The organism is Cohnella fermenti, from assembly GCF_004801405.1.
GTDB lineage: Bacteria > Bacillota > Bacilli > Paenibacillales > Paenibacillaceae > Cohnella > Cohnella fermenti.
The window spans coordinates 1-2,446 of the sequence record NZ_SSOB01000094.1; the positions used below are offsets into that span (position 1 = coordinate 1).

Consider the following 2,446-nt stretch of genomic DNA (forward strand, 5'->3'; position numbering starts at 1 on the left):
GTAAGCGTCAAACCATGCACACCTTCTAAGTGCTGTCCGTACATGAGAAGATGAGGCTACTTCAGATCGAGCAGGAGGTTGCCTCATGTCAAGGAAAGAACAACGTCGGCAGGAATGGACCACCCGAGTCGCAGATTATCAATCAAGCGGCAAGACCATGCAAACTTGGTGTGACGAGAACCACGTAACCAGAGATCAACTGAGATACTGGCTTCGGACGCTGAGAGACCGTTCGTCTCTGAATTCAACATCTTCCTCTGCTCATTTTGTTCCTCTAACCATCAACGAGTCGCTGCCTCGAGCGACTAACGCCCCCGCTATTCTCATTCACGTCGGCGCCACCCGTATTGAACTGGCCCCCGGCTTCGACCCAAATCTCCTTCGTGAGGCCGTCGCTGCCTTGAGTTCTCTATGCTGACGTTATCCAATGCGCAGCGTGTCTACTTGGCCAGCGGGGCAACCGACCTCCGCAAGTCCATCGACGGATTAGCGGCCCTTGTGCAGGGGAGCTTTGGTCTAAGTCCGTTCACTCCCAGCCTGTTTGTTTTCTGTAATCGCGAGCGGAATAAACTGAAGATTCTTTACTGGGATCACAATGGCTTCTGGTTGTTCTATCGCCGTCTCGAGCGCGGAACCTTTCAATGGCCAGCTAGCAACGAGCGTACCGTTGCTGTCTCCGCTCGTGAGTTGCGTTGGCTGCTCGACGGGCTTTCACTTAGCCAGCGACAAGCCCATTCAGAAGTCATCGCAGAGGCCGTCATTTAGCAGGGTTTTCCTTCCCTGAATCGACACGAATGCGGCAAGGTTTTGGCCTCCTTACGTCGAATTCATAGGGTATGGAAAATCGAACGGAATCCCCAACCATTGAATCCCTTCAACGGCAAGTGACCGAGCTGTCCACCAAGCTGAAGTGGTACGAAGAACAGTTTCGGCTGGCGCAGCACAAGCGCTTCGGCGCTTCAAGCGAGCACACGCATCCGGATCAGATGGAACTCAATCTGTTTAATGAAGCCGAATTGCTCGCTACACCACCAGGCGAGGAAGCGCCCCCTGAGACCATCACCTACGAGCGACGGAAAAAGGCAGGCAAGCGAGATGAAGACCTCTCGGGCTTGCCTGTCGAGACCTTCATGTACGAGTTGGCAGAAGGGGAACGAATCTGCGAATGCTGCGGTGGTTCCCTGCATGAGATGACAACCGAAACGCGGAGCGAGCTGACGTTTGTACCGGCACAATTCAAGGTAACGAAGCATGTGCGGCAGGTGTATGCGTGCCGGCATTGTGAGCGCCATGAGTTGCAGACGCCAATCGTAACCGCCCCTATGCCAAGGCCTGTTCATCCGGGCTCCATGGTCTCCCCGTCCCTCTTGTCGTACGTCATGGTGCAGAAGTACGTGGAGAGTCTACCGCTCTATCGGCAGGAGAAGCAGTTTGAACGTCTGGGCTACAAGCTCTCTCGTCAGACGATGGCGAACTGGATGATGTACGGGGCAGAGCTCTGGCTGACGCCTCTGTACGAGGCGTTGAAAGCCAAGCTGTTGCAGCAAGAGGTGCTACACGCAGACGAAACGACGCTGCAGGTCCTTCGGGAACCGGGAAAGTCGGCCGAGTCCGAATCGTATCTATGGCTGTATCGGACGGGACGCGGCGTTTCGCCGATTGTCCTTTACGAGTACCAGCGAACACGCGGCGGTGAGCATCCTCGGAACTTCCTGTCTGGATTCAAGGGCTACCTGCAGGTGGATGGGTATCCCGGCTATCACAAGGTGAAGAATGTCAAACTTGTCGGCTGCTGGGCGCATGCGCGTCGGTATTTCGACGAGGCGCTGAAAGGTGCACCGCCAGAGATGGGCAAACTCGGAAGTGTCGCGGGTCAAGGGCTGGCCTATTGCAACCAGTTGTATGCCATTGAGCGCGAACTGGCTCCACTGAAGCCGAAGGAACGCCTAGAAAAGCGACAAGAGAAGAGCGCTCCCGTGTTGGAGGCCTACCAGAAGTGGCTGAAGCAACAGAAGTCTCGTACCTTGCCCAAGAGCCTGACGGGAGCAGCGATCACCTACAGTTTGAACCAGTGGGAGAAGCTAACCGCGTTCCTCGAGGACGAGAGACTGGAGCTCGACAACAACCGGAGTGAAAGGTCCATTAAGCCGTTTGTGATCGGACGCAAGAACTGGCTGTTCGCGAACACACCGCGAGGAGCCCGCGCGAGCGCAACGATCTATAGCATCCTGGAGACCGCAAAAGAGAACGGACTGCATCCCTACAACTATTTGAAGCATCTCTTCGAACAGATGCCACAACTAGCAGGTCCGCTCTCACCGGAGGCCCTCGAGCCATTTATGCCGTGGTCCGAGCAGCTTCCGGCAGAATGCCGGATGCCCCAATCCAAGTAAAAGCTTAGTCGAATCTCGCTCCCATCGCCAGGTGGGGGCTATTTGACGCTTAC

Annotated in this window: 3 protein-coding genes; all 3 read left to right on the forward strand. The window is 55.6% G+C overall.

Going from position 1 to position 2,446, the window contains the following annotated elements:
• The first annotated feature begins 85 nt into the window (after nucleotides 1–85).
• The 3 genes from tnpA to tnpC all read left to right on the forward strand — a co-directional run bounded on the left by tnpA (nucleotide 86) and on the right by tnpC (nucleotide 2,393).
• The gene (tnpA, locus tag E6C55_RS35540; protein ID WP_136374101.1) at nucleotides 86–418 is read left to right on the forward strand and encodes an IS66 family insertion sequence element accessory protein TnpA; all 333 of its coding nucleotides are present in this window, start codon (nucleotides 86–88) and stop codon (nucleotides 416–418) included.
• Nucleotides 412–765, forward strand: coding sequence for an IS66 family insertion sequence element accessory protein TnpB (gene tnpB / locus E6C55_RS33085; protein WP_136374102.1), 354 nt, complete (start codon nucleotides 412–414; stop codon nucleotides 763–765). Before tnpA ends, tnpB begins: the two co-directional genes overlap by 7 nt.
• A 71-nt stretch (nucleotides 766–836) precedes the next feature.
• The gene (gene tnpC, locus E6C55_RS33090) at nucleotides 837–2,393 is read left to right on the forward strand and encodes an IS66 family transposase (RefSeq protein ID WP_136374103.1); all 1,557 of its coding nucleotides are present in this window, start codon (nucleotides 837–839) and stop codon (nucleotides 2,391–2,393) included.
• Nucleotides 2,394–2,446 lie beyond the last annotated feature (53 nt).

Bases quoted from the DNA above. Each gene is read 5' to 3' on its own strand.
- tnpC (WP_136374103.1), top strand. From the start codon at position 837: ATGGAAAATCGAACGGAATCCCCAACCATTGAATCCCTTCAACGGCAA.
- tnpA (WP_136374101.1), top strand. From the start codon at position 86: ATGTCAAGGAAAGAACAACGTCGGCAGGAATGGACCACCCGAGTCGCA.
- tnpB (WP_136374102.1), top strand. From the start codon at position 412: ATGCTGACGTTATCCAATGCGCAGCGTGTCTACTTGGCCAGCGGGGCA.